Raw genomic sequence first — 25,565 nt, forward strand, 5'->3', positions numbered from 1 at the left:
TCGCGGTGAACCGGGCCGTTACGGTCTGTCCGTCCGTCCCGCAGGCTCAGGGCGATGCCGGCGGGTACAGCGCGCGCGGCAGGTGGGAGGCCGCCGCGGCGTCCAGGAGCCACAGGGTGCGGGAGCGGCCGTACGCCCCGGCGGCCGGGGCCTGGAGCTCGCCCGCACCCGACAGGGCGATGGCCGCGGCCTTCGCCTTGTCCTCGCCCGCCGCCAGCAGCCACACCTCGCGCGCCGCCCGGATCGCCGGGAAGGTCAGCGAGATGCGGGTCGGCGGCGGCTTGGGCGCGCCGTGGACGCCCACCACCGTGCGCTCGGTCTCGCGCGTCGCCGGGTGCTCCGGGAAGAGCGAGGCGACATGGGTGTCCGGGCCCACGCCCAGCAGCAGCACGTCGAAGGCCGGCACCGGGCCGTGGTCGTCGGGCCTGGCGGCCGCGGCCAGCTCCTCGGCGTAGGCGGCGGCCGCCGCGTCCGCGTCCGAGCCGTACGCCCCGCCCGCCACCGGCATGGTGTGCACCCGCGCCGGGTCCAGCGGGACGGCGTCCAGCAGGGCCGCGCGGGCCTGGGTGTCGTTGCGGTCCGGGTCGCCCTCCGGCAGGAACCTTTCGTCACCCCACCACAGGTCGAGCCGCGACCAGTCGATCGCGTCCCGGGCGGGGGAGGAGCCGAGCGCGGCGAGCAGCCCGTTGCCGTTGCGGCCACCCGTCAGGACCACCGAGGCGGAACCCCGCGCGGACTGGGCGTCCACGATCTTGGTGATCAGCCGGGCCGCCGCGGCCTGCGCCAGCAGCTCCTTGTCCCGGTGGACCACCAGCTGCGGAGCGCTCACTTGGCGGCCGCCTTCTTGGCCGGCGCCTTCGCCGCGCCCGCGGCCTTCTCCGGGGCCGCCTTCTTGGGCGGCTCCTGAGCGGCGGACTCCTGAGCGGCGGACTCGTCCGCCTTGTCCGCGGCGGGCTTCTCCGCGGCAGCCGGCGCCCCCAGCCGGTCGACGCCGTACCGCAGCGCCGACGCGTACGTGTCGTCCGGGTCCAGGCGCCGCAGCTCCTCCGCGATCAGCTCGGAGGTCTCACGCCGCTTGAGCGCCACCGCCCGGTCCGGCTGCCCCTCGATGGAGAGGGTGGCCAGCGAGCCGTCCGCCCGGTCCAGCACGATCGGACCGCAGTCGGTCGCCAGCCGGACGGCGGTGAGCCCCGGCCCCTGCGAACCCGACCGCTTCACCGGGATCTTCAGCCGGTCGGCCAGCCACATGGCCAGCAGCTCGACGCTCGGGTTGTACTCCTCGCCCTCCACCTCGGCCGACGTGACCTCGCACGCGATCTGGTCCAGGGCCGCCGCCAGCATGGAGCGCCACGGCGTGATCCGCGTCCAGGACAGGTCCGTGTCGCCCGGGGTGTAGGCGGCGGCGCGGCCCTTCAGCTCCTCGATGGGGTGCTCGGCGGCGTAGGTGTCGGTGACCCGCCGCTGCCCGAGGGCGCCCAGCGGGTCGTTCGCCGGGTCGGTCGGCGCGTCGATCGGCCACCACACCACCACCGGGGCGTCCGGCAGCAGCAGCGGCAGCACCACCGACTGGGCGTGGTTGATCACCTCGCCGTACAGCCGCAGCACCACCGTCTCGCCGGTCCCGGCGGCGGTTCCCACCCGCACCTCGGCGTCCAGGCGCGCCTGGGCGCGGTCCCGGGGCGAGCGCGAGACCCGCTTGATGACGACGAGCTTGCGCGAGGGGTGCTCGCGGGACGCCTCGTTGGCGGCCTTGAGCGCGTCGTACGCGTTCTCCTCGTCGGTGACGATGACCAGGGTGAGCACCATGCCGATGGCCGGCGTGCCGATGGCCCGCCGCGCCTGCACCAGGGCCTTGTTGATCTTGCCAGACGAGGTGTCCGTAAGGTCGATCTTCATGGCCGGCGCCAGCTCCGTCCGTCTCGTGCGAGCATTTCGTCCGCCTCGACCGGTCCCCAGGTGCCGGCCTGGTACTGCGCCGGCTTGCCGTGCTTGTCCCAGTACTGCTCGATCGGGTCGAGGATCTGCCAGGACAGCTCGACCTCCTCCGTGCGCGGGAAGAGGTTGGCGTCGCCGAGCAGGACGTCGAGGATGAGCCGCTCGTACGCCTCCGGGCTGGACTCCGTGAAGGACTCGCCGTACGCGAAGTCCATCGAGACGTCCCGCACCTCCATCGAGGTGCCCGGCACCTTGGAGCCGAACCGCATGGTCACGCCCTCGTCCGGCTGGACGCGGATGACCAGGGCGTTCTGCCCGAGCTCCTCCGTCGCGGTGTGGTCGAAGGGGGAGTGCGGGGCGCGCTGGAAGACCACCGCGATCTCGGTGACCCGGCGGCCCAGCCGCTTCCCGGTGCGCAGGTAGAAGGGGACGCCCGCCCAGCGGCGGTTGTCGATCCCCAGCTTGATCGCGGCGTACGTGTCGGTCTTGGAGTTCGGGTCGATGCCCTCCTCCTCCAGGTAGCCGACGGCCTGTGCGCCGCCCTGCCACCCCGCGGCGTACTGCGCGCGCACGGTCGACTTGCCGAGGTCCTTCGGCAGCCGCACCGCACCCAGCACCTTGGTCTTCTCGGCGGCGAGCGCGTCCGCGTCGAAGGAGGCGGGCTCCTCCATCGCGGTCAGCGCGAGCAGTTGGAGGAGGTGGTTCTGGATGACGTCACGGGCGGCGCCGATGCCGTCGTAGTACCCGGCGCGGCCGCCGATGCCGATGTCCTCGGCCATGGTGATCTGTACGTGGTCGACGTACGACCGGTTCCAGATCGGCTCGAAGAGCGTGTTGGCGAACCGCAGCGCCAGGATGTTCTGGACGGTCTCCTTGCCCAGGTAGTGGTCGATCCGGAAGACCTGCTCCGGGGCGAACACCTCGTGGACGATGGAGTTGAGCTCCTTGGCGGAGGACAGGTCGTGGCCGAAGGGCTTCTCGATGACCGCGCGCCGCCAGCAGCCCTCCTTCTGGTCGGCCAGCCCGTGCTTCTTCAGCTGCTGGACGACGACGGGGAAGAACTTGGGCGGCACGGACAGGTAGAAGGCGAAGTTGCCCCCGGTGCCCTGCGCCTGGTCCAGCTCCTCCATCGTCTTCTTGAGGGTCTCGAAGGCTTCGTTGTCGTCGAAGTTGCCCTGGACGAAGCGCATGCCCTGGCTCAGCTGCTGCCAGACCTCCTCGCGGAACGGCGTGCGCGCGTGCTGCTTGACGGCCTGGTACACCTCGTCCGCGAAGTCCTCGTCGGCCCACTCGCGGCGGGCGAACCCGATCAGCGAGAAGCCCGGCGGGAGCAGGCCGCGGTTCGCGAGGTCATAGACCGCGGGCATCAGCTTTTTACGGGACAAATCGCCCGTGACGCCGAAGATCACCAGACCCGACGGCCCCGCGATGCGCGGGAGCCGTCGGTCTGCGGCGTCACGAAGCGGGTTGGCTCCGTGAAGAACGGACAATGTTCTTACGCCTCCGAAGGTGCGAGGCGCTTGAGCTCCGCCTCGGTCGACTTGAGCAGGTCGTTCCAGGACGCCTCGAACTTGTCGACGCCCTCGTCCTCCAGCAGCTGCACCACGTCGTCGTAGCCGATGCCGAGCTTCGCGAGGGCGGCGAGGTCCGCGCGCGCCTGCTCGTAGGTGCCCGCGATGGTGTTGCCGGTGATCTCGCCGTGGTCGGCGGTGGCCTCCAGGGTGGCCTCCGGCATGGTGTTCACCGTGCCCGGCGCGACCAGCTCGTCGACGTACAGCGTGTCCTTGTACGCCGGGTCCTTGACGCCGGTCGAGGCCCACAGCGGACGCTGCTTGTTGGCCTGCGCCTTGTCCAGCGCGGCCCAGCGGTCCGAGGAGAAGACCTCCTCGTACGCCTCGTACGCCAGGCGGGCGTTGGCGAGGGCGGCCTTGCCGCGCAGCGCCTTGGCCTCGTCGGTGCCGATCGAGTCCAGCCGCTTGTCGATCTCGGTGTCCACGCGGGACACGAAGAAGGACGCCACCGAGTGGATCTTCGACAGGTCCAGGCCGCGCTCCTTGGCCTTCTCCAGACCGGCCAGGTACGCGTCCATGACCGCGCGGTAGCGCTCCAGCGAGAAGATCAGCGTGACGTTGACGCTGATGCCCAGGCCGATGACCTCGGTGATCGCCGGCAGGCCCGCCTGGGTGGCCGGGATCTTGATAAGCGTGTTCGGCCGGTCCACCAGCCACGCCAACTGCTTCGCCTCGGCGACCGTCGCCTTGGTGTTGTGCGCCAGGCGCGGGTCGACCTCGATCGACACCCGGCCGTCCTGGCCCTGCGTGGCGTCGAAGACCGGGCGCAGGATGTCGGCGGCGTCGCGGACGTCCGCCGTCGTGATCATGCGGATGGCTTCCTCGACGGTGACCTCGCGGGCGGCGAGGTCCTCCAGCTGCCGGTCGTAACCGTGGCCCTCGGAGATCGCCTTCTGGAAGATCGAGGGGTTCGTGGTGACGCCCACGACGTGGCTCTGGTCGATCAGCTCGGCCAGGTTGCCGGAGGTGATCCGCTTGCGCGAAAGGTCGTCCAGCCAGATCGCGACGCCTTCGTCGGAGAGGCGCTTGAGTGCGTCTGTCATGAGAGTTGCATCTCCTACTTGTCGTATACCGGCGTCAGCGCGCTGCGGCTTCGATCGATTCCCGCGCGGCGGCGGCCACGTTGTCGGCGGTGAAGCCGTACTCGCGGAAGAGGACCTTCCCGTCCGCCGAGGCACCGAAGTGCTCCAGCGAGACGATGCGGCCCGCGTCGCCCACGTACCGGTGCCAGGTCAGGCCGATCCCGGCCTCGACCGCGACCCGCGCCTTCACCGACGGCGGCAGCACGGCATCCCGGTACCCCTGGTCCTGCTCCTCGAACCACTCGACGGACGGCATCGACACCACGCGGGTCGGGATGCCGGCGGCCTGCAGCTGCTCGCGCGCCTCGACGCAGAGGTGGACCTCGGAGCCCGTACCGATCAGGACGACCTGCGGCTCACCGCCGTCGGCGTCGAACAGCACGTACCCGCCGCGCGCGGCGTCGTCGTTCCACTCGTACGTGGGCACGCCCTGGCGCGTCAGCGCGAGGCCGTGCGGGGCGCCCTTGCCGAACTCCTTGGTCCAGCGGCGCAGGATCTCGCGCCACGCGATCGACGTCTCGTTGGCGTCCGCCGGGCGCACGACGTTCAGGCCCGGGATGGCGCGCAGCGAGGCCAGGTGCTCCACCGGCTGGTGCGTCGGGCCGTCCTCGCCGAGGCCGATCGAGTCGTGCGTCCACACGTACGTCACCGGCAGGTGCATCAGCGCGGAGAGACGGACGGCGTTGCGCATGTAGTCGGAGAACACCAGGAAGGTGCCGCCGAAGATCCGGGTGTTGCCGTGCAGCGCGATGCCGTTCATCTCGGCGGCCATCGCGTGCTCGCGGATACCGAAGTGGATGGTCCGGCCGTACGGGTCGGCCTCCGGCAGCGGGTTGCCCTTCGGCAGGAACGACGACGTCTTGTCGATCGTCGTGTTGTTCGAGCCGGCGAGGTCGGCGGAGCCGCCCCACAGCTCGGGGATGACCCCGCCGAGCGCCTGGAGCACCTTGCCGGAGGCGGCGCGGGTGGCGATGCCCTTGCCGGGCTCGAACACCGGGAGCTTCTCCTCCCAGCCCGCCGGCAGCTCGCCCGCGGCGATCCGGTCGAACTCGGCGGCGCGCTCGGGGTTGGCGGAGCGCCACTCCTCGAACTGCTTCTCCCAGGCGGCACGGGCCTCGCGGCCGCGGTCCACGGCCTCGCGGGCGTGCGCGATGACCTCGTCGGCCACCTCGAAGGTCTTCTCCGGGTCGAAGCCCAGGACGCGCTTGGTGGCCGCGACCTCCTCGTCGCCGAGGGCCGAGCCGTGCGAGGCCTCGGTGTTCTGCGCGTTCGGCGCGGGCCAGGCGATGATCGAGCGCATCGCGATGAACGACGGGCGCTCGGTCTCGGCCTTGGCGGCCTGGATGGCGTCGAACAGCGCCTGCGGGTCGAGGTCGCCGTTCTCCTTGGGCTCGACGCGCTGCACGTGCCAGCCGTACGCCTCGTACCGCTTCATCGTGTCCTCGGACACGGCGGTCTCGGTGTCGCCCTCGATCGAGATGTGGTTGTCGTCCCACAGCAGGATCAGGTTGCCGAGCTTCTGGTGCCCGGCCGTCGAGGACGCCTCCGCGGAGATGCCCTCCTGGAGGCAGCCGTCGCCGGCGATGCAGTAGACGAAGTGGTCGAACGGCGACGTGCCCGGCGCGGCCTCCGGGTCGAACAGACCCCGCTCGTAGCGCGCGGCCATCGCCATGCCCACGGCGTTGGCGACACCCTGGCCCAGCGGCCCCGTCGTGGTCTCCACGCCGACCGTGTGTCCGTACTCCGGGTGGCCCGGCGTCTTCGAGCCCCAGGTGCGGAACGCCTTCAGGTCGTCCAGCTCCAGGCCGAAGCCGGCCAGGTACAGCTGGGTGTAGAGCGTCAGCGAGGAGTGGCCCGCGGACAGCACGAACCGGTCACGGCCGGTCCAGTCGGCGTCCGAGGGATCGTGCCGCATCACCTTCTGGAAGAGGGTGTACGCGGCGGGGGCCAGGCTCATGGCCGTACCGGGATGGCCGTTGCCGACCTTCTGTACGGCGTCCGCGGCCAGGATGCGGGCGGTGTCTACGGCCCGCTGGTCCAATTCGGTCCACTCGAGGTCTGTGGTGGTCGGCTTGGTGCTCACCCTGGGTCAGGGCTCCTCTCCACATGTTCCACATGTCGAATGCCGGTGACGTCGATCTCACCGGCTGTCGTCGAGCCTACCCCCGTGAGAACGCGCATTTTTTCGGGTCATTCCAGAGTGTGGTCCCCCGAAGATCCCCGCCTCCCGACGGGCCCTTTCGGTGTTCGGCAAATGAATACGGAGGCGCTCACCCGAGTGCTCAATCGAGCGCCATCCAGGCCCTTTGCTGCACCCTCCCCAACACGGCCCACCCCGGCGGAGGGCGAGGTATGGGCAACGTCTAGAGTGGCGTGGTACGCGCGAGTCCTTACCGGCCCTTCACGGCCTTACGTCGTCACGTCCGGTGCGACTCGCTGGGAGTCTCTGTCAGGGGTGTGCGTGACGGCCGTCGAATCCCGTCCGGCGGGTGTGCTTGGAGCACCGAGCACCGGCAAGCGGCCATTCGGGGCCCGCGTCAAGGCGTTCGTGGCGCTGACCAAGCCGCGGATCATCGAGCTGCTGCTGATCACCACGGTGCCGGTGATGTTCCTCGCCGAGCAGGGGGTGCCGGACCTGTGGCTGGTGCTCGCCACCTGCCTCGGCGGTTACCTCTCGGCCGGTGGCGCGAACGCGCTGAACATGTACATCGACCGCGACATCGATGCCCTGATGGACCGTACGTCGCAGCGTCCGCTGGTCACCGGCATGGTCTCGCCGCGCGAGGGCCTGGTCTTCGGCCTCACCCTCGCGGTGGTCTCCACGCTCTGGTTCGGCCTGCTCGTCAACTGGCTCTCGGCCTGGCTGTCGCTCGGCGCCCTGCTCTTCTACGTCGTCGTCTACACGATGATCCTCAAGCGCCGTACCGCGCAGAACATCGTGTGGGGCGGTATCGCCGGCTGCATGCCCGTGCTCATCGGCTGGTCGGCCGTGACGAATTCGATGTCCTGGGCCGCGGTCATCCTCTTCCTCGTCATCTTCTTCTGGACGCCGCCGCACTACTGGCCGCTGTCGATGAAGGTGAAGGAGGACTACGCCCGCGTGGGCGTGCCCATGCTCCCGGTCGTCGCCTCCAACAAGGTGGTGGCCCGGCAGATCGTCCTCTACAGCTGGGTGATGGTCGCCGTCTCCCTGCTGCTGACGCCGCTCGGCTACACCGGCTGGTTCTACACCGCGGTGGCGCTGGCCACGGGCGGCTGGTGGCTGTGGGAGGCGCACGCGCTCCAGGCCCGCGCGAAGGCGGGGGAGACGGGCGCCAAGCTCAAGGAGATGCGCCTCTTCCACTGGTCCATCACCTACGTCTCGCTGCTCTTCGTGGCCGTCGCGGTGGACCCGTTCCTGAAGTGAGCGGGGATCTGGCCAGGTCGGCTACTGGTCGGTAGCATTCCAGTCATGGCAGACACCAAGCAGGCGGAGCGCAGGGCCTCGAAGCTCGCCAAGCAGATCCAGGCGTTCTCCAAGCAGCACGGCGGTGCCGAGGGTCAGCTGGCGTACATCGGCCAGATGGGCACCCGCATCGTGCTCGTCGGCGAGGACGGCGGCTGGGGCGACCTCGTCGCGCCCACCCACGAGGTCGCGAAGAGCGCCGCCGAGAAGGCCGGGCTCACGCTCCACGAGACCTTCGACGGCGACTTCGCGGCGAAGGTGCGCACCGGCCCGTACGAGTGGACCCGGATGGCCGGTATCCAGGTCGGCGGCCCGTCCAACGGCCCGGCCGGCGACTGACCCGCCGCCGGAGGCAACACCTTGCGCGGGGTTCACCCGTTAGGACCTGTGAAGGTCCATCGGACGCGTCCACCGCAGGGAGCCCCCGCCATGCTCGACACCCCGTCGCTGGTGGACCAGTACTGCCACGGGGTGCTCCGCACGGAACTGGGCCTCGGCACGTTCGAGGCCCACCTCGGCAGGGCCGCGGGCCTGCCCGCGCCCGGCACCACGTTCTTCGACACCCAGACCGGCTTCGCGGTACGGCGCTGGTGCCCGCCGCTCCTCGGCCTGGAGCCGCACTGCTCACCCGCCCGCTATCTGGCCCGCCGCCGCGAGCTCGGTGCCCTCGAAGCGGGTCGGCGGCTCCTGCGGTCCACCGGGATCTCCACCTATCTGGTGGACACCGGACCGCCCGGCGACCTCACCGGTCCGGTGGACATGGCCGCCACGGCTGACGCCGAGGTCCGTGAGATCGTCCGCCTCGAACCGCTCGCCCAGCAGGTCGCCGACACCTCCGGCACCGTCGACGGGCTCCTCGCCAATCTCGCCGAGGCCGTCCACGGCGCGGCCGTCTCCGCCGTCGCCTTCGCCTCCGTCGCCGCCGTACGGCACGGGCTGGCCCTCGCACCCGACCCGCCCGGACCCGGCGAGGTGCGCGGCGCGGCCGGACGCTGGCTGGCGGGGCGCCGCGTCGGGGATCCGCTCACCGATCCGGTCCTGCTGCGCCACCTGCTGTGGATCGCCGTCGCCTCCGGACGGCCGCTCCAGCTGTACGTCGGCGTCGACGACCCGATACGCCTCGGCGACTTCGCCGCCGCCACCAGCGGCCTCGGCACGGACCTGGTGCTGCTGCACGGCTACCCGTACCACCGGCACGCCGCCCATCTGACGAGCGTCTTCCCCCATGTGTACGCCGACCTCGGCGCCGCCCTCGCCCAGACCGGCCCCAGGGCCGCCGCCGTGCTGGCGGAGACCCTGGAGCTCGCGCCGTTCGGCAAGCTCCTCTTCTCCAGCGGCGCCCGCGGCCTGCCCGAGCTGCACGTGGTGGGTGCGCGGGTGTTCGCCGAGGCGCTCGGGCGCGTACTGGACGACTGGGTGTACGCCGGCGCGTGGACCCGTACGGACGCGCAACGGGTCGCCGGGATGATCGCGGCGGGCAACGCCCGCCGGGTGTACGGGCTCGGTTAGGGCCTGTCTTTCGGATCAGGCCTAGGCGGCGGTCAGCGCCGGGCCGGCCTGCTGGGGGGCGGGGATGTCCGGGGTGGCCGACGGCCGCTCGCGCAGGCTCAGCGCCAGGCGCAGCACCGCGATCCACATCAGCGACGAGCCCAGCATGTGCAGGCCCACCAGGACCTCCGGCACCCCGGTGAAGTACTGCACATAGCCGACGCCGCCCTGGAGCAGCAGCACCAGCAGCAGGTCGCGGGCGCGCGCCCGGGTGTCGTCCGGGGCGTCCACCACGCGCAGGACGAAGAACATCGCCAGCGCCAGCGCGCACACCACCCAGGCGAAGATCGCGTGGAGGTGGGCCATCGTCGAGAAGTCGAACGGCATGCGCGGCACGTCACTGCTGTCGCCCGCGTGCTTGCCGGAGCCCGTCACCGTCGTCCCGGCGGCGATCAGCAGCCCCGACACGACGACCAGCGCCCAGCCGAGCTTGCGCACCGGCCCCGGGACGCGCGGCCGCTGGGGGCCGTCGCCCTCGCCGGCGCGCACCCAGGTGAGCACGGTGACCGTGAGCAGCGCGTTCGCGGCGAGGAAGTGCCCCGCGACGGTCCACGGGTTGAGGCCCATCCACACGGTGATGCCGCCGAGGACCGCGTTGACCATCACCACCCAGAACTGCGCCCAGCCGAGCCGGGTCAGCCCGCGCCGCCACGGCTTGGTGGAGCGCGCCGCGATGATCGCCCAGCCGACCGCCGCCGACAGGACGTACGTCAGCATGCGGTTGCCGAACTCGATGGCGCCGTGGATGCCCTGGGCGGGCGTGGCGAAGAGGCTGTCGTCCGTGCACTTGGGCCAGGTGTCGCAGCCGAGACCGGAGCCGGTGAGCCGGACCGCGCCGCCCGTGACGATGATGACGACGCTCATCACGACGGCGGCGAGCGCGGCGCGCCGGACCGTGCGGGGGGAGGGGGTCCAGCGCTGGGCGATGAAGGCGAGGGGGGTCAACACGGTTCCCTATCGTAGGTGCCCGCTTGTGCATGGATTCACGAGGGGTGTCCGGTTCTCTCCCGGGTCTACTCCCAGCGGAAGAAACGTGCCGCCGCGCCCAGCCCCAGCACCGCCCATGCCGCCAGGATCCCGGCCGCGCCCCACGGCATCGGCGCACCCTGCTGGAGCACGTCCCGCAGGCCCTCCGACAGCGCCGAGATCGGCAGCAGCTCCAGCGCCGCGCGCGCCGCGTCCGGGAACTTCTCCAGCGGTACGACGACCCCGCCGCCCACCAGCAGCAGCAGGAACACCAGGTTGGCCGCCGCCAGCGTCGCCTCCGCCTTCAGCGTGCCGGCCATCAGCAGCCCGAGCCCCGAGAAGGCGGCCGTACCGAGGACGAGCAGCAGGAGCACGGAGAACGGGCCGCCCTGCGGCGACCAGCCGAGCGCCAGCGCGATCACCGTCAGGAGCACGATCTGGAGCACCTCCGTCACCAGGACGGAGAGCGTCTTGGCGGTCATCAGCGCCCAGCGCGGCAGCGGCGACGCGCCGAGCCGCTTGAGCACGCCGTACCGCCGCTCGAAGCCGGTCGCGATGGCCTGCCCGGTGAAGGCGGTCGACATCACGGCGAGCGCCAGCACGCCCGGCGCGAGGAAGTCCACGGCCTCGCCGCTCCCGGTGTCGACGATGTCGACGGTCGAGAACAGCACCAGCAGCAGCGACGGGATGACGACCGTGAGCAGCAGCTGTTCGCCGTTGCGCAGCAGCATCTTCGTCTCCAGCGCCGCCTGCGCCGCGATCATCCGGCCGATCGGCGCCGCTCCGGGCTTGGGCGTGTAGGTCCCGGCGCTCATGCGCGCAGCTCCTTGCCGGTCAGGGTCAGGAAGACGTCTTCGAGGGTGTGGCGCTCGACCGAGATGCGGTCGGGCATCACCCCGTGCTGCGCGCACCAGGTGGTCACCGTGGCGAGCAGCTGGGGGTCGACCGTGCCGCTGATCCGGTACGCGCCCGGCGTCAGCTCCGCGGCGGCGGTCCCGTCCGGCAGCGCCTTGAGCAGCGAGCCGAGGTCCAGGCCGGGACGGCCGGTGAAGCGCAGGGTGTTCTCGGCGCCGCCGCGGCACAGCTCCTCGGGGCTGCCCTGGGCGACGACCCGGCCCCCGTCGATGATCGCTATGTCGTCGGCGAGCTCCTCCGCCTCGTCCATGAAGTGCGTCGTCAGGACGGTGGTGACCCCGTCGGCGCGCAGCTCGCGCACCAGGTCCCAGGTGGAGCGGCGGGCCTGCGGGTCGAGGCCCGCGGTCGGCTCGTCCAGGAAGACCAGCTCGGGCCGCCCGACCACCGCCATCGCGAGCGCGAGGCGCTGCTGCTGCCCCCCGGAGAGGCGGCGGTACGTCGTACGGCCGCAGGAGCCGAGCCCGAGGCGTTCGATCAGCGCGTCGACGTCCAGGGGGTGGGCGTGGAGTTTCGCCATGTGGCGGAGCATCTCGTCGGCGCGGGCGCCGGAGTAGACGCCGCCGGACTGGAGCATCACCCCGATGCGGGGCCGCAGGCGCGCGGCGTCGGCGACGGGGTCGAGCCCGAGGACGCGCACGGTGCCGGCGTCGGGGCGGCGGTAGCCCTCGCAGGTCTCGATGGTGGTGGTCTTGCCGGCGCCGTTGGGCCCGAGGACGGCGGTCACGCCGCCCGCGCGGACGTCGAGGTCGAGGCCGTCGACGGCGGTCTTGGTCCCGTACCGCTTGACGAGGCCCTGGACCCGTACGACGGACTCGTATCGCATGCGGGAAGTCTAAAGAGCTCGTGGCGCCCTCCGGTCCACAGGCCCCCGCGGGGGCTCGAAAGGGCCGGTCAGAGGGGCGCCGGGCAGGTGCGGCGGGTGGCTGGAAATCATCCCACCAATGATCGTTTCCGCAGGTCAGGTGAGGCTTCCCTTAGTGACGCAGAGCACCGTCCACTGGTCAGGACGTCGCTTGTCACTCTCTCGCGAATTACGCAACAATGGCGTTGTGAAAAACGTCGGCCACGCCCAGCAGGCTCCAGCGGAGGAGCTCGCGACCGGGGAGCGCTCCACGCGCAACCGGGTCGCGCGGTCCATCCTGGACCACGGGCCGTCCACGGTGGCCGAGCTGGCGCAGCGGCTCGGCCTCACTCAGGCCGCCGTCCGCCGCCATCTCGACGCGCTCGTCGCCGACGACGTCGTCGCCCCGCGCGAGCAGCGCGTCTACGGCGCGCGCACGCGCGGCCGCCCGGCCAAGGTGTTCGCCCTGACGGACGGCGGCCGGGACGCCTTCGACCAGTCGTACGACACGCTCGCCGTCGAGGCCCTGCGCTGGATCGAGCGGAACGCGGGCGGGGAAGCCGCCGTCGCCGCGTTCGCGCGCGACCGGATCGAGGCCCAGGCGGAGGCGTACCGCGAGGCCGTCGAGGCCGCGGCGCCCGAGGACCGCGCGGAGGCGCTCGCCAAGGCGCTGAGCGCCGACGGGTACGCTGCCACGGCGCGCAACGCGCCGGTCGGACAGCAGCTGTGCCAGCACCACTGCCCGGTGGCCCACGTCGCCGAGCGGTACCCGCAGCTGTGCGAGGCGGAGACCGAGGTCTTCAGCCGGCTGCTCGGGACGCACGTGCAGAGACTGGCGACCATCGCCCACGGCGACGGGGTCTGCACGACGTACATCCCGCACACCACGCACACCACACCATCAGCATCCGCAAGCACGGCCGGGAGGAACCCCGCATGACCACCGAGATCAGCCACCCCGAGCTCGAGGGCCTGGGTCGGTACGAGTATGGCTGGGCCGACCCGGACGCCGCCGGCGCCACCGCCAAGCGCGGTCTCTCCGAGGACGTCGTCCGCGACATCTCCGCGAAGAAGAACGAGCCCGAGTGGATGCTGAAGCTCCGCCTCAAGGGTCTGCGCCTCTTCGACAAGAAGCCCATGCCGAACTGGGGCTCCGACCTGTCGGGCATCGACTTCGACAACATCAAGTACTTCGTCCGGTCCACCGAGAAGCAGGCCGCTTCCTGGGAGGACCTGCCCGAGGACATCAAGAACACGTACGACAAGCTCGGCATCCCGGAGGCGGAGAAGCAGCGCCTCGTCGCCGGTGTCGCCGCCCAGTACGAGTCCGAGGTCGTGTACCACCAGATCCGCGAGGACCTGGAGGCGCAGGGCGTGATCTTCCTCGACACGGACACCGCGCTCAAGGAGCACCCGGAGCTCTTCCAGGAGTACTTCGGCACGGTCATCCCGGTCGGCGACAACAAGTTCGCGTCGCTGAACACCGCGGTGTGGTCCGGCGGCTCCTTCATCTACGTGCCGAAGGGCGTGCACGTCGACATCCCGCTCCAGGCCTACTTCCGCATCAACACGGAGAACATGGGCCAGTTCGAGCGGACGCTGATCATCGTCGACGAGGACGCCTACGTCCACTACGTCGAGGGCTGCACCGCCCCGATCTACTCCTCCGACTCGCTGCACAGCGCCGTCGTGGAGATCATCGTCAAGAAGGGCGGCCGCTGCCGCTACACGACGATCCAGAACTGGTCGAACAACGTCTACAACCTGGTCACCAAGCGTGCCGTGGCCTACGAGGGCGCGACCATGGAGTGGGTCGACGGCAACATCGGCTCCAAGGTGACGATGAAGTACCCGGCCGTCTACCTGATGGGCGAGCACGCCAAGGGCGAGACCCTCTCCATCGCCTTCGCGGGCGAGGGCCAGCACCAGGACGCCGGCGCCAAGATGGTCCACATGGCCCCGAACACCTCCTCCAACATCGTCTCCAAGTCGGTGGCGCGAGGCGGCGGCCGCACCTCCTACCGCGGTCTCATCGAGATCGGTGAGGGCGCCCCGGGCTCCAAGTCGAACGTGCTCTGCGACGCCCTGCTCGTCGACACGATCTCCCGCTCCGACACGTACCCGTACGTCGACGTGCGCGAGGACGATGTGTCCATGGGCCACGAGGCGACCGTCTCCAAGGTCTCCGAGGACCAGCTCTTCTACCTGATGAGCCGCGGCCTGTCGGAGGACGAGGCGATGGCGATGATCGTGCGCGGCTTCGTCGAGCCGATCGCCAAGGAGCTGCCGATGGAGTACGCGCTGGAGCTCAACCGGCTGATCGAGCTGCAGATGGAGGGTGCGGTCGGCTGACGCCGCCCCCGCCGTCCGTACCAGTCTTTACGTAGGAAGAGAGCAACACGACAGCCATGGCTGAGGCCCAGAACAACCCGACGGGGACCATCCCGGCGGGCTCCACCACCGCCGGCTCCATCGCGGTGGCCGCCGAGTCCACCGTCGCCACCCGCATGAGCGCCCCCCCGTCCTTCGACGTCGCGGACTTCCCCGTTCCGCACGGCCGCGAGGAGGAGTGGCGGTTCACGCCGCTGGAGCGGCTGCGCGGCCTGCACGACGGCACCGCGGTCGCCACCGGCGACGGCGTACGCGTCGAGGTGGAGGCGCCCGAGGGCGTCACCGTCGAGACCGTCGGCCGCGACGACGCGCGGCTCGGCAAGGCCGGCACCCCGGTGGACCGGGTCGCCGCCCAGGCGTACTCCGGCTTCGAGAAGGCCTCGGTCGTCACCGTGCCCAAGGAGACCGTGCTCACCGAGCCGGTCCGGATCTCCGTGCACGGCGAGGGCGGCACCGCCTTCGCCCACCAGGTCATCGAGCTCGGCGCCTTCGCCGAGGCCGTCGTGGTCATCGACCACACCGGTGACGCGGTGCTCGCCGCCAACGTCGACTACCTCATCGGCGACGGCGCCAAGCTCACCGTCGTCTCCATCCAGGACTGGGACGAGAAGGCCGTCCACGTCGGCCAGCACAACGCGCTGGTCGGCCGGGACGCCTCCTTCAAGTCGGTCGTCGTCACCTTCGGCGGTGACCTGGTCCGCCTGCACCCGCGTGTGCAGTACGCCGCGACCGGCGGCGAGGCCGAGCTCTTCGGCCTGTACTTCACCGAGAAGGGCCAGCACCAGGAGCACCGCCTCCTGGTCGACCACAACACCCCGCACTGCAAGTCCAACGTGGCCTACAAGGGCGCGCTGCAGGGCGAGAACGCGCACGCCGTGTGGATCGGCGACGTCCTCATCCAGGCCGCGGCCGAGGGCACCGACACGTACGAGATGAACCGCAACCTGGTTCTGACGGACGGCGCCCGCGTCGACTCCGTGCCGAACCTGGAGATCGAGACCGGCGAGATCGCCGGCGCCGGTCACGCCTCCGCCACCGGCCGCTTCGACGACGAGCAGCTCTTCTACCTGATGGCCCGCGGCATCCCGGAGGCCGAGGCGCGCCGCCTCGTCGTCCGCGGCTTCTTCGCGGAGCTCGTCCAGCAGATCGGCCTGCCGGACGTCGAGGAGCGCCTCATCGCCAAGATCGAGGCCGAGCTGGAGGCGTCACTCTGATGCCCTTCGTCCGCGCCTGTGGGCTGAGCGAGCTGGAGGAGGACACCCCGAAGAGGGTGGAGATCGACGGCACGCCGGTCTCCATCGTCCACACCGAGGGGGAGGTGTTCGCCATCCACGACATCTGCTCGCACGCGAACGTCTCGCTCTCGGAGGGCGAGGTGGAGGACTGCCAGATCGAGTGCTGGCTGCACGGCTCCGCCTTCGACCTCCGCACCGGCAAGCCGTCCGGCCTTCCCGCGACGCGCCCCGTCCCCGTATACCCCGTACAGATCGAAGGGGACGATGTGCTCGTCTCCGTCACCCAGGAGTCCTGAGTCACCCATGGCAACGCTTGAAATCCGCGACCTGCACGTCTCCGTCGAGGCCGACAACGCCACGAAGGAGATCCTCAAGGGCGTCGACCTGACCGTGAAGCAGGGCGAGACCCACGCCATCATGGGCCCCAACGGCTCCGGCAAGTCGACGCTCGCGTACTCGCTGGCGGGTCACCCCAAGTACACGATCACCGGCGGCACCGTCACCCTCGACGGCGAGGACGTCCTGGAGATGTCCGTCGACGAGCGCGCCCGCGCCGGCCTCTTCCTCGCCATGCAGTATCCGGTCGAGGTCCCGGGCGTCTCGGTGAGCAACTTCCTGCGCACCTCCGCCACCGCCGTCCGCGGCGAGGCCCCCAAGCTGCGCACCTGGGTGAAGGAGGTCAAGGAGGCCATGCAGCGCCTCAACATGGACCCCGCCTTCGCCGAGCGCAACGTCAACGAGGGCTTCTCCGGCGGTGAGAAGAAGCGCCACGAGATCCTCCAGCTCGAGCTTCTCAAGCCGAAGGTCGCGATCCTCGACGAGACCGACTCCGGCCTCGACGTCGACGCCCTGCGCATCGTCTCCGAGGGCGTCAACCGCGTCCGCGAGACCGGTGAGGTCGGCACCCTGCTGATCACGCACTACACGCGCATCCTCCGCTACATCAAGCCCGACTTCGTCCACGTCTTCTCCGCCGGGCGGATCGTCGAGTCGGGCGGCCCCGAGCTCGCCGACAAGCTGGAGAACGAGGGCTACGAGTCCTACACGAAGGGTGGCGTATCCGCGTGACACAGCTGCCGGGCCTTCTCGACACCGAGGCGATCCGCAAGGACTTCCCGATCCTCGACCGGGTGCTCCACGACGGCAAGAAGCTGGTGTACCTGGACAACGCGGCGACCTCGCAGACGCCGCGCCAGGTCATCGACGTGCTGAGTGAGTACTACGAACAGCACAACGCCAACGTGCACCGCGGCGTGCATGTGCTGGCCGAGGAGGCCACGGCGCTGTACGAGGGCGCGCGCGACAAGGTCGCCGCCTTCATCAACGCGCCGAGCCGCAACGAGGTGATCTTCACCAAGAACGCCTCGGAGTCGCTCAACCTCGTGGCGAACATGCTGGGCTGGGCCGACGAGCCCTACCGGGTCGACCACGAGACCGAGATCGTCATCACGGAGATGGAGCACCACTCCAACATCGTGCCGTGGCAGCTGCTCGCGCAGCGCACCGGCGCGAAGCTGAAGTGGTTCGGGCTGACCGACGACGGCCGGCTCGACCTGTCGAACATCGAAGAGATCATCACCGAGAAGACGAAGATCGTCTCCTTCACGCTGGTCTCCAACATCATGGGCACCGTCAACCCGGTCGAGGCGCTGGTGCGCCGCGCCCAGGACGTCGGCGCGCTGGTGCTGATCGACGCCTCGCAGGCCGCCCCGCACATGCCTCTGGACGTGCAGGCGCTCCAGGCCGACTTCGTGGCCTTCACCGGCCACAAGATGTGCGGCCCGACGGGCATCGGCGTGCTGTGGGGCCGCCAGGAGCTGCTGGAGGACCTCCCGCCGTTCCTCGGTGGCGGCGAGATGATCGAGACGGTCTCCATGAGCTCGTCGACGTACGCCCCCGCCCCGCACAAGTTCGAGGCCGGTACGCCCCCGATCGCGCAGGCCGTCGGCCTCGGCGCGGCCGTGGACTACCTCTCCTCGATCGGCATGGACAAGATCGCCGCGCATGAGCACGCGATCACGGAGTACGCCATCCGGCGCCTCCGGGAAGTCCCCGACCTGCGGATCATCGGCCCGGTGACGGCCGAGGACCGCGGTGCGGCGATCTCCTTCACGCTCGGCGACATCCACCCGCACGACGTGGGCCAGGTGCTCGACGAGCAGGGCATCGCCGTCCGGGTCGGGCACCACTGCGCCCGGCCGGTCTGCCTGCGGTACGGAATTCCTGCGACCACGCGAGCGTCGTTCTATCTGTACTCCACGCCGGCCGAGGTGGACGCCCTCGTGGCGGGCCTGGAGCACGTCCGGAACTTCTTCGGCTAGGAGCGGGTGTGAAGCTGGATTCGATGTACCAGGACGTCATCCTGGACCACTACAAGAACCCGCACGGCCGGGGCTTGCGGGACGGCGACGCCGAGGTGCACCACGTCAACCCGACGTGCGGTGACGAGATCACGCTGCGCGTGAAGTACGACGGCACGCGCGTCGCGGACGTCTCGTACGAGGGCCAGGGCTGCTCCATCAGCCAGGCGTCGGCGTCCGTACTGAATGAACTCCTCGTCGGCAAGGAACTCGCCGAGGCGCAGCAGATCCAGGGCACGTTCCTGGAACTGATGCAGTCCAAGGGCAGGATCGAGCCGGACGACGCCATGGAGGAGGTGCTGGAGGACGCGGTCGCGTTCGCCGGCGTCTCCAAGTACCCGGCCCGGGTGAAGTGCGCCCTGCTGAGCTGGATGGCCTGGAAGGACGCGACGGCCCAGGTGATGGGTGAGGGCGCGGAGAGGAAGACCGCATGACCGAGAACCAGACGGCCGACACGGCGGAGACGACGGCGACGGCCGAGCCGGCCGAGGCCGCCTCGACGGCCGCCGAGACGGCACCCGCGGCCGAGGCCGCCCCGATGAAGCCGGCGTCCGAGGAGGAGATCCGCGAGGCGCTGTACGACGTCGTCGACCCCGAGCTGGGCATCGACGTCGTCAACCTCGGCCTCATCTACGGCATCCACATCGACGACTCGAACATCGCGACCCTCGACATGACGCTGACGTCGGCGGCCTGCCCGCTGACGGACGTGATCGAGGACCAGGCGAAGGCCGCGACGGACGGCATCGTGCGCGAGCTGAAGATCAACTGGGTCTGGATGCCGCCGTGGGGCCCGGACAAGATCACGGACGACGGGCGGGAGCAGCTGCGCGCTCTCGGCTTCAACGTCTGAGATCCCTCACGTCCTTGACGCCGTGCCCTCCGGCCCGTTTCCGGAGGGCACGGCCGTTTCTCCGTACAGTGAGACCGGTTCGCCTGAGCGGGCGACCGGCGGTTAGGTTTCCTGCATGACTTCTGCACCGTCTGCACCTCGCACCACCGGCGCCGTCGCCGCCGGCCTCGCCACCATCGCCGGCGACGGCACCGTTCTCGACACCTGGTTCCCCGCGCCCGAGCTCACCGAGGCCGCCGGACCGGCCGGGACCGAGCGGCTCACCTCCGACCAGGCCGTCAACCTGCTCGGGGAAGGCGCCGCCAAGGCCATCGGCGTCGACGCCCGCCGGGGCGTCGAGGTCGTCGCCGTACGCACGGTCATCAGCTCGCTCGACGAGAAGCCGCTCGACGCGCACGACGTGTACCTGCGGCTGCACCTGCTCAGCCACCGGCTGGTCAAGCCGCACGGGCAGAACCTCGACGGCATCTTCGCGCACCTCGCCAACGTGGCCTGGACGAGCCTCGGCCCCGTCGCCGTCGACGACGTCGAGAAGGTCCGGCTGAACGCCCGTGCCGAGGGCCTGCACCTCCAGGTCACCAGCATCGACAAGTTCCCGCGCATGACGGACTACGTCGTCCCCACGGGCGTCCGCATCGCCGACGCCGACCGTGTCAGGCTCGGCGCGCACCTCGGCTCCGGCACCACCGTCATGCACGAGGGCTTCGTCAACTTCAACGCCGGCACCCTCGGCACCTCCATGGTCGAGGGCCGCATCTCCGCCGGTGTCGTCATCGGCGACGGCTCGGACATCGGCGGCGGCGCCTCCACCATGGGCACGCTCTCCGGCGGCGGCAACGTCATCATCTCCATCGGCGAGCGCTGCCTCGTCGGCGCGGAGGCGGGCGTCGGCATCGCGCTCGGCGACGAGTGCGTCGTCGAGGCCGGCCTGTACGTCACGGCGGGCACGCGGGTGACCATGCCCGACGGCCAGATCGTCAAGGCGCGCGAGCTGTCGGGCGCCTCGAACATCCTCTTCCGCCGCAACTCGGTCACCGGCACCGTCGAGGCCCGGCCGAACAACGCGGTGTGGGGCGGCCTGAACGACATCCTGCACAGCCACAACTGATCACGGGCGGTCGTGACGTGCGGCCGCCTCGTGATGTTCTCCGCGAGAGCCCTTCCGCGGCCCGACGACGGCCGAGGAGGGGCTCGCGCACGTGGCCTCGCCGAACTCGGGCTTGGCGGACATCTGGCACGGGCTGAGCTGGATCGGGTGATGTCGCGTGACCTTTCGGTCCGTAGGACCGATAAGCAGGTCGGCGCGTATCACACGAATGGGCAAGGCGAGGGACGGCTGATATGAAGACCGGCAGGTTGATCGTTCCCGGGGTGCTCGCGCTGGCGGCCGTGTTCTCGTCCGGGGCGGCCGCGCAGGCCGACGAGAGTCACCGGGGGTCCGACAACGGGCACCGCATCACCCTGCTGTCGATCGGCCAGATCGACGACCCGATGGAGGACGTGCTGGAGCACGTATCGATCCTCGGGAGCAATCAGGTGACCGGCTCCTGAACCGGGGGCCGCACCGGGTGCCGGAGCAGTTCCTCGTACGCCGCACGCAGCCCGTCGACCGTTCGCCGGTCGGCGGGCTGCAGGGGTTCCCGTACCGGGCCGGCGGAGAGCAGGGTCTTGACCGTCACCGCGCCCGGCAGGCCCGACGCCATCATCAGTTCCGTCAGCGGCAGCGTGCGCTGGTGGAGGCGGGCGGCCAGGGCCGTGTCGCCCGCGTCGAAGGCGTCCACCACCGCACGCATGGGGCCCGGGGCCACGTTCGCCACCGTACTGACGAAGCCCGCGCCGCCGATCGCGTACAGCGGGAGGTTCAGCTCGTCGCAGCCCGAGTAGTACGCCAGTGACGTGCGCGCGATGACCTTGGCCGAGCCCAGCAGGTCGTACGCGCAGTCCTTCACCGCCACGATCCGCGGATGGTTCGCGAGCCGCAGCACGGTCTCCGGCTCGATGCGGACGCCCGTGCGGCCCGGGATGTCGTACAGCGCCAGCGGCAGGCCCGTCGCGTCCGCCACCCGCCGGAAGTGCGCCTCGATCGCCGCCTGCGGCGGGCGGCTGTAGTACGGGGGCACCACGAGCAGCCCGTCGGCGCCCGCCGCCTCCGCCTGGCGGGCCAGCTCGACGGTGTGGCGGGTGTCCGCCGTGCCGACCCCGGCCACCAGGACCGCGCGCGTGCCGACGGCCTCGCGCACCGCCCGTACCAGCGCGGCCTTCTCGGCGTCGCTCGTGGTCGGCGATTCGCCCGTCGTCCCGTTCAGGACGAGTCCGTCGCAGCCCTCGGCGACCAGGTGCGCCGCCAGCTCCTGCGCCCGGTCCAGGTCGGGGTGCTCGCCGCAGGTGGTGAAGGGCGTGACCATCGCACAGAGGGCGCGACCGAAGGGCGGGGCGGTGGTGGTGTGGATCATGTACGCAGTGTGACCGGCCGATCAGTGAAGATCTACTTAGATCTTCTTACGCCGAGACGTTAGCGGTGCTGAACGATGGCGGGGTTCCGAGCACCGGAACGCGGGTACCCGAAGCTCCCCGTACGAGATGGGAGGCGTTGCCATGGCCGGAGAACCGTCGGTCGGCGAGCTGGTGAAGCAGGCGTCGGAGCAGCTCACGGACCTGGTCAGGACCGAGATGCGCACCGCGCAGGCCGAGATGATGCAGAAGGGCAAACGCGCGGGCAAAGGCGGCGGGATGCTCGGTGCCGCGGCCGCCGTCGGGTACGTCGGGCTGATCGGGATATGGGCCACCGTGGCCGCCCTGCTGAACCTGGCCCTCGACGTATGGGCCTCGGTGCTCATCGCCACCGGAGTGTTCCTGGTGCTCGCCGGAATCCTCGCCCTCCTCGGCCGCAAACAGCTGAAGGCCGCGGTGCCGCCCAAGCCCGAGCGGGCGATCGACGGGATGCGTTCGGACGTCCACGAGATCAAGGAGAGGGTCCACCGATGACACGGGAGACGCGTAAGGCGCCCGGACCTGACGAGCTGCGGCGCGAAGCGGCGCGCAAGCGGCAGGAGCTGGGCGAGACGATCGACCAGCTGATGGCCAAGACCGATGTGAAGGCGCGCGCCGCCCACCTGGTGCACGACAAGACCCCGGAACCCGTGCGCAACCACCCGCGCCCGGTCCTCGCCGCCGTCGCGGCCATGGTGGTCGCGGGGATCGTGGTCTGGCAGCTGCGGCGCAGCGGTAAGTGGGGGTGAGCGCGGGAATGGCGGACAAGCAGAAGAAGCAGCACAAGAAGAAGAGGAAGCAGAAGCTCCTCTACCGGCCCGTCGGCCTCCTCCTCGGCATGGCGAGCGGTGCCGTCGCGAGCACGCTGTTCTCCCGCGCCTGGGCGGCGGTCGGCAACGGAGACGCCCCGGACGCCATGGACGAGGAGCGCGCGTGGAAGGAGATCCTGCTCGCGGCCGCGATCCAGGGCGCCATCTTCGCCGTCGTCAAGGCGGCCGTGGACCGCTCCGGCGCGGTCGGGGTCCGGCGGCTGACCGGCACCTGGCCGGGGTGAGAGGGATGAGCGCCGGCTGTTGACCTCAAGCGCGGTTGACGTCTGATCATGGGGTTCCGGCCGCACCGAACGGGGGGCGGCAGCGAATCCGAGAGGCAGCAGCCATGGCACGTACGATCGCGACCTTCGGCCCCGACGCCCGCCCGCGGATCTCCCGGCCCGACGCCGGTGTCGTCAAGGCGAGCACCTGGCGCGTGGGGACGCCCGAGCGGCAGAGCGCCGCCGTGGAGGCCATCGCCAAGGCCTGGCAGAACCGCGACTGGCCGGTCGATGGCCTCCTGTCGTACACCGTGTACGCCGGGGAGGACGGCGACACCCTCTTCCACTACTCGCAGTGGCGCGACGAGGAGACCTACCGCGCGTTCTTCACCGGCCATCGCGACGACCGGATCGACGAGATCGACGCGGCCGTGCCCGGCATCGAGCGCGTGGGCCTCTTCTCGTACGAGCTCTACCGCACGGACGGGCCGGCCGAGGGCGACAGCCGCGTACCGGGGGCCGTCGTCATCGTCGACGTCGAGTTCGAGGGCGCGGACGCGGAGCGGCAGCGGCACTGGGTGGACGGGGTGTTCGAGGCGCTGGAGACCGAGCCGCGGCCCATCCCGGGGGCCATCTCCGGGAACTTCCACGTCAGCCTCGACGGCACCCGCGTCCTCAACTACGCCGAGTGGGAGAGCGCCCGGGCCCACGTCGAGGCGCTCGCCGCCCCCGGCGACGGGATCGGGTCGGACACCCCGCAGTGGCGCAGGGTGCTGACCTACCCCGGTGTCGTCGGGGGCGGGGTCAAGCGGTACGCGCCCGCGCTGAGCCTGCGCCCGGGAGCGTAACCGCCTGACCCGTGCGGGCCCCTACGGGCGGAAGCGCAGCACCTGCGGGTCGTGGTCGCTGTTCTGGTCCGCGAACTCGGCGTTGATGTGGACGCTGTCGTATGTGAAGTCGCGGATCGACGGGCTCGTCAGGATCTGGTCCAGCACCTGGCTGTTGCCCTGGAAGACGTACGAGTACCGCTCGGCGCGCGGCAGCGACATCACCGCCGGGTACAGCGCGCCGCCGTCCGTCAGGGCCTTCGTCGTCGCCGAGAACTCGAAGTCGTTGATGTCGCCGAGGACGACGACGTCGGCGGTCCGCTGCACCTTCAGGACGTCCTTCACGAAGGCGTTGACGGCCTGGGCCTGCTGGAGCCGCTTCGTCTCGGAGGAACGGTTCGGCGGCTGGTGGTGAGAGACCAGCGACTCGTCGCCGCCCTTCGAGCCGAAGTGGTTCGCGATCACGAAGACCGTACGGCCCCGGAAGGTGAACTCGCCCGCCAGCGGCTTGCGGCTGTTGTCCCAGGCGGAGTTCGCCGGGTCGATCCGGCCGGGGGAGTGCGTCAGGGCCGCCCGGCCCTTCTCCCGTACGACCCCGGTCGCCGTCGCCGCGTCGCCGCCCGCGCGGTCGGTGAAGGACACGCGCTCGGGGTTGAAGAGGAACACCTGCCGGATGTTGCCGCCCGGCTCGCCGCCGTCCTTGCCGTTGGCCGGGTCGATGCTGCGCCACTCGTACGCCGGGCCGCCGGCCGCGACGATCGCGTCCGTGAACTTCTTGAGCGTCTGGTCGGCGGCGACCGTACCGTCGTTCTTCGCGCCGTTGTTGTCCTGGATCTCCTCCAGGGCCACGATGTCGGGCGAGGCGAGGTTCTCCACGACCGCCTTCGCCAGCGCGTCGAACTTCTCCTGCGGGTCGCCCGGGTCGAGGTTCTCCACGTTGTACGTGGCCACCGCCAGCTCGCTGCGGTGCTGCTTCTCGGTGACCTCGCGCTCCAGACCCCGGTCGGCGAGCGTGCCGAGGGTGCGGGCGGCGAGGGTGTAGCCGCCGAACTGGTTGAAGTCCAGCGGGCCCTCGGTCGTGCCGGTCAGCCAGTCGCCGACGTTCGCTTTGGGGAACGGCTGCTGGGAGAGCGGGACGAGCGACTGGATCTTCAGACGGCCGGTGTTCTGGGAGGCGTACGAGCCGTAGACCGCGCCGCCGCGGGCGCTCGGGTTCTCGTGCGGCTTCACCGTCACCCACAGCTCGGCGTGCTCGTTGCTCGCGGTGACGACCCGGGAGGAGCCGATGCGGACGTTCGTCCCCTCCAGCGACTCGAGGTAGTCCAGGGCGTACGAACCCGGGCGCAGCGGCAGGCCGTTGATGGAGCCGCCGGCCGCCGGGTCGCCCTCGGGCGCGTACGCCGACGGCACCGAGCGGGCGGAGATGACGGTGGGCGCCGGGAGCGGGTTGCCGGAGGAGACCACCGTGACGGTGGGCTTGCTGATCTGCGTGAGGGACTGGTTGCCGGAGGACGTGCCGCCCGGGATGTACTCGGTGACCGTGCCCGAGACCGTCACCGCGTCGCCGACGGCGACGGTGGGGGCGGAGCCGGTGAAGACGAACAGGCCCTCGCTGGTGGCGGGGTCGGCGTCGGGCTGCGCGTCCTGGATCCAGAAGCCCTTCGAGCCGTAGGGGCGGACGCCGGTGACGATGCCGGGCACCGCGGTGACCTGGCGGCCGACCAGGGGGGATATGCGGGTGGAGCCCTGGATGTCGTGCACACGTATCGCCTGGACGGCCGAGTCGGCGGCCGTGGTGGAGGCGGCCGGGGCGGACGCGGACGGGGAGGCGGCGAGCAGGCCGGCGGCGAGCGCGGCGGCGACGACGGCCGAGACGGCTGCGGTTCTCGGCAGGGGAGAGGGGCGCATGGAGAGGCTCCGATGGTGGTGGGAGGTGGGGGTGTGATCGGGGTAAGAGATCTACGCGCGTCAATGTCTTGTGTGGGTGGGCCAGTTGTCAAGGGTTGGCGGGTGTACGGGCGTTGACCGGTACATGAACCACCGGACATGCACCCAAATGCGTCTACGCTGGGG

The 25,565-nt window shown here is 70.7% G+C and carries 27 protein-coding genes; 17 read left to right on the forward strand and 10 right to left on the reverse strand.

Features of this window, described 5'->3' with window-relative positions:
* Positions 1-46: 46 nt before the first annotated feature.
* The 5 genes from pgl to tkt are packed head-to-tail and all read right to left on the reverse strand — an operon-like array spanning position 47 to position 6,671.
* Positions 47-829, reverse strand: coding sequence for a 6-phosphogluconolactonase (gene pgl, locus AB0A69_RS03545; protein ID WP_361414822.1), 783 nt, complete (start codon positions 827-829; stop codon positions 47-49).
* Positions 826-1,896 carry a glucose-6-phosphate dehydrogenase assembly protein OpcA gene (gene opcA, locus AB0A69_RS03550; protein ID WP_361414824.1) on the reverse strand — a complete coding sequence of 357 codons (1,071 nt, stop codon included), beginning with the start codon at positions 1,894-1,896 and terminating at the stop codon, positions 826-828. Before opcA ends, pgl begins: the two co-directional genes overlap by 4 nt.
* Positions 1,893-3,425: a glucose-6-phosphate dehydrogenase gene (zwf, locus tag AB0A69_RS03555; protein WP_361414826.1), complete on the reverse strand. Its 1,533-nt coding sequence runs from the start codon at positions 3,423-3,425 to the stop codon at positions 1,893-1,895. The genes opcA and zwf overlap by 4 nt, the downstream gene beginning before the upstream one ends.
* Before the next feature lie 5 nt (positions 3,426-3,430).
* On the reverse strand, positions 3,431-4,549 hold the full coding sequence (gene tal, locus AB0A69_RS03560; protein ID WP_361414828.1) for a transaldolase: 1,119 nt from the start codon (positions 4,547-4,549) through the stop codon (positions 3,431-3,433).
* Positions 4,550-4,583: 34 nt separating this feature from the next.
* A complete protein-coding gene (gene tkt / locus AB0A69_RS03565; RefSeq protein ID WP_361414830.1) occupies positions 4,584-6,671 on the reverse strand; it encodes a transketolase in 2,088 nt (695 codons plus the stop codon).
* A 378-nt stretch (positions 6,672-7,049) separates the two neighbouring features.
* On the opposite strand from tkt, the gene AB0A69_RS03570 reads away from it, so the two are divergent.
* The 3 genes from AB0A69_RS03570 to AB0A69_RS03580 all read left to right on the forward strand — a co-directional run bounded on the left by AB0A69_RS03570 (position 7,050) and on the right by AB0A69_RS03580 (position 9,542).
* On the forward strand, positions 7,050-7,994 hold the full coding sequence (locus tag AB0A69_RS03570; RefSeq protein ID WP_361414832.1) for a heme o synthase: 945 nt from the start codon (positions 7,050-7,052) through the stop codon (positions 7,992-7,994).
* 45 nt (positions 7,995-8,039) lie between these two features.
* A complete protein-coding gene (locus AB0A69_RS03575) occupies positions 8,040-8,372 on the forward strand; it encodes a hypothetical protein (RefSeq protein WP_361414834.1) in 333 nt (110 codons plus the stop codon).
* Positions 8,373-8,462: 90 nt separating this feature from the next.
* Positions 8,463-9,542: an amidohydrolase gene (locus AB0A69_RS03580; RefSeq protein WP_361414836.1), complete on the forward strand. Its 1,080-nt coding sequence runs from the start codon at positions 8,463-8,465 to the stop codon at positions 9,540-9,542.
* A 21-nt stretch (positions 9,543-9,563) separates the two neighbouring features.
* On the opposite strand, the gene AB0A69_RS03585 is transcribed toward AB0A69_RS03580, so the two are convergent.
* From AB0A69_RS03585 to AB0A69_RS03595, 3 genes are all read right to left on the reverse strand, one after another.
* On the reverse strand, positions 9,564-10,529 hold the full coding sequence (locus AB0A69_RS03585) for a COX15/CtaA family protein (protein WP_361414838.1): 966 nt from the start codon (positions 10,527-10,529) through the stop codon (positions 9,564-9,566).
* A 65-nt stretch (positions 10,530-10,594) separates the two neighbouring features.
* Complete coding sequence (locus AB0A69_RS03590) at positions 10,595-11,362, reverse strand: ABC transporter permease (RefSeq protein ID WP_361414840.1); 768 nt, start codon at positions 11,360-11,362, stop codon at positions 10,595-10,597.
* On the reverse strand, positions 11,359-12,285 hold the full coding sequence (locus AB0A69_RS03595; RefSeq protein WP_361414842.1) for an ABC transporter ATP-binding protein: 927 nt from the start codon (positions 12,283-12,285) through the stop codon (positions 11,359-11,361). The genes AB0A69_RS03590 and AB0A69_RS03595 overlap by 4 nt, the downstream gene beginning before the upstream one ends.
* 226 nt (positions 12,286-12,511) lie before the next feature.
* On the opposite strand from AB0A69_RS03595, the gene AB0A69_RS03600 reads away from it, so the two are divergent.
* The 10 genes from AB0A69_RS03600 (at position 12,512) to AB0A69_RS03645 (ending at position 20,693) form a co-directional block, all read left to right on the forward strand.
* Positions 12,512-13,243, forward strand: coding sequence for a metalloregulator ArsR/SmtB family transcription factor (locus tag AB0A69_RS03600; protein WP_361414844.1), 732 nt, complete (start codon positions 12,512-12,514; stop codon positions 13,241-13,243).
* Positions 13,240-14,655 (forward strand): Fe-S cluster assembly protein SufB, encoded by a 1,416-nt coding sequence (gene sufB, locus AB0A69_RS03605; RefSeq protein WP_355360177.1) that lies wholly within the window; start codon positions 13,240-13,242, stop codon positions 14,653-14,655. The genes AB0A69_RS03600 and sufB overlap by 4 nt, the downstream gene beginning before the upstream one ends.
* Positions 14,656-14,711: 56 nt before the next feature.
* A complete protein-coding gene (sufD, locus tag AB0A69_RS03610) occupies positions 14,712-15,908 on the forward strand; it encodes a Fe-S cluster assembly protein SufD (protein ID WP_361414846.1) in 1,197 nt (398 codons plus the stop codon).
* Positions 15,908-16,225, forward strand: a complete 318-nt coding sequence (locus tag AB0A69_RS03615; protein ID WP_361414848.1) for a non-heme iron oxygenase ferredoxin subunit — start codon at positions 15,908-15,910, stop codon at positions 16,223-16,225. The genes sufD and AB0A69_RS03615 overlap by 1 nt, the downstream gene beginning before the upstream one ends.
* 7 nt (positions 16,226-16,232) lie before the next feature.
* Entirely contained in the window at positions 16,233-16,997 is a 765-nt protein-coding gene (gene sufC, locus AB0A69_RS03620) for a Fe-S cluster assembly ATPase SufC (protein WP_355360186.1), read from the forward strand.
* Entirely contained in the window at positions 16,994-18,250 is a 1,257-nt protein-coding gene (locus AB0A69_RS03625) for a cysteine desulfurase (RefSeq protein ID WP_361414851.1), read from the forward strand. Before sufC ends, AB0A69_RS03625 begins: the two co-directional genes overlap by 4 nt.
* An 8-nt stretch (positions 18,251-18,258) precedes the next feature.
* Positions 18,259-18,723 (forward strand): Fe-S cluster assembly sulfur transfer protein SufU, encoded by a 465-nt coding sequence (gene sufU / locus AB0A69_RS03630; RefSeq protein ID WP_361414853.1) that lies wholly within the window; start codon positions 18,259-18,261, stop codon positions 18,721-18,723.
* Between the two features lie 104 nt (positions 18,724-18,827).
* On the forward strand, positions 18,828-19,142 hold the full coding sequence (locus AB0A69_RS03635) for a metal-sulfur cluster assembly factor (protein ID WP_361415209.1): 315 nt from the start codon (positions 18,828-18,830) through the stop codon (positions 19,140-19,142).
* A gap of 115 nt (positions 19,143-19,257) precedes the next feature.
* Complete coding sequence (dapD, locus tag AB0A69_RS03640; protein WP_361414855.1) at positions 19,258-20,250, forward strand: 2,3,4,5-tetrahydropyridine-2,6-dicarboxylate N-succinyltransferase; 993 nt, start codon at positions 19,258-19,260, stop codon at positions 20,248-20,250.
* A gap of 233 nt (positions 20,251-20,483) precedes the next feature.
* The gene (locus tag AB0A69_RS03645; protein ID WP_361414857.1) at positions 20,484-20,693 is read left to right on the forward strand and encodes a hypothetical protein; all 210 of its coding nucleotides are present in this window, start codon (positions 20,484-20,486) and stop codon (positions 20,691-20,693) included.
* Here the strand turns inward: AB0A69_RS03645 and dapA are convergent.
* The gene (gene dapA / locus AB0A69_RS03650; RefSeq protein ID WP_361414859.1) at positions 20,675-21,595 is read right to left on the reverse strand and encodes a 4-hydroxy-tetrahydrodipicolinate synthase; all 921 of its coding nucleotides are present in this window, start codon (positions 21,593-21,595) and stop codon (positions 20,675-20,677) included. The two genes, AB0A69_RS03645 and dapA, sit on opposite strands and share 19 nt — an antisense overlap.
* A gap of 142 nt (positions 21,596-21,737) precedes the next feature.
* On the opposite strand from dapA, the gene AB0A69_RS03655 reads away from it, so the two are divergent.
* The 4 genes from AB0A69_RS03655 to AB0A69_RS03670 all read left to right on the forward strand — a co-directional run bounded on the left by AB0A69_RS03655 (position 21,738) and on the right by AB0A69_RS03670 (position 23,513).
* Positions 21,738-22,127: a phage holin family protein gene (locus AB0A69_RS03655; RefSeq protein WP_361414861.1), complete on the forward strand. Its 390-nt coding sequence runs from the start codon at positions 21,738-21,740 to the stop codon at positions 22,125-22,127.
* Positions 22,124-22,381 carry a DUF3618 domain-containing protein gene (locus tag AB0A69_RS03660; RefSeq protein WP_361414863.1) on the forward strand — a complete coding sequence of 86 codons (258 nt, stop codon included), beginning with the start codon at positions 22,124-22,126 and terminating at the stop codon, positions 22,379-22,381. The genes AB0A69_RS03655 and AB0A69_RS03660 overlap by 4 nt, the downstream gene beginning before the upstream one ends.
* Positions 22,382-22,389: 8 nt before the next feature.
* Positions 22,390-22,686: a DUF4235 domain-containing protein gene (locus AB0A69_RS03665; RefSeq protein WP_361414865.1), complete on the forward strand. Its 297-nt coding sequence runs from the start codon at positions 22,390-22,392 to the stop codon at positions 22,684-22,686.
* A gap of 104 nt (positions 22,687-22,790) precedes the next feature.
* A complete protein-coding gene (locus AB0A69_RS03670) occupies positions 22,791-23,513 on the forward strand; it encodes an antibiotic biosynthesis monooxygenase (protein ID WP_361414867.1) in 723 nt (240 codons plus the stop codon).
* Between the two features lie 21 nt (positions 23,514-23,534).
* On the opposite strand, the gene AB0A69_RS03675 is transcribed toward AB0A69_RS03670, so the two are convergent.
* Complete coding sequence (locus AB0A69_RS03675) at positions 23,535-25,400, reverse strand: endonuclease/exonuclease/phosphatase family protein (RefSeq protein WP_361414869.1); 1,866 nt, start codon at positions 25,398-25,400, stop codon at positions 23,535-23,537.
* Positions 25,401-25,565 lie beyond the last annotated feature (165 nt).

It is taken from the genome of Streptomyces sp. NPDC045431 (genome assembly GCF_040646655.1).
GTDB lineage: Bacteria > Actinomycetota > Actinomycetes > Streptomycetales > Streptomycetaceae > Streptomyces.